The following is a 610-nucleotide window of genomic DNA, read 5'->3' on the forward strand; positions in this document are numbered from 1 at the left end:
CCAAACACATGCGCTGTTATCGGTGCTTTTGGTTGCAGGCAGACCATCGAGCCAACTAAACCCGGTGATGGTGCCAGGGTTGAGGCGCGCGGCCCGGGTGGAGGGTTTTAGTCCGCCGGTTGTCGGTCCTGTGGCACGCCGCAGGTAAATCCGCAGCAGTGCCTCGTATATCTCCGGGATGAGGATAGGTGGCCGGCAGGGGCCGGCTATCCACGGTCCAGTTTGGCCTGCTTCGATGTCCAGTTCTGCCCGTGGAGACGCTCGAAGCCGTCCAGGAGCAGGTCGAGGGCGAACTCGAACTCGAACTGGTCGTCGCAGCCGTGCCCGACCACCGAGCCGTCGTCATGTGTTGCCGCCATGGCGACCTGCGTGAGGTTCGGATACTGCTGGGCCATCTGCTGGAGCATGGCGGCCATCGCCTCCGGCGGCACGGCCGGGGTGTCCGCTTTCGGGCCGGCCGGGTTCTGGAACAGTTCCTGGGTGAAGCCCCACATGCGGCTGCCCAGGGCGTGCATGACGTGGTGGGTGAGGTCGAGGGAGAAGCCGCCGGCCAGGAACATGCCGATGAAGCTGTCCGTGTACTCGAGGACTGCCGGAGTCTGGTTGGTGC

At 64.9% G+C, this 610-nt stretch carries 1 protein-coding gene; it reads right to left on the reverse strand.

What is annotated here, in order from left to right; all coding sequences use genetic code 11:
- Positions 1 to 206: 206 nt before the first annotated feature.
- Positions 207 to 610: TetR/AcrR family transcriptional regulator C-terminal domain-containing protein (locus AC5RVV_RS17850; RefSeq protein ID WP_494002688.1), on the reverse strand; the 404-nt coding region annotated here is incomplete at its 5' end.

The organism is Arthrobacter sp. MDT2-34-1 (assembly GCF_059091365.1).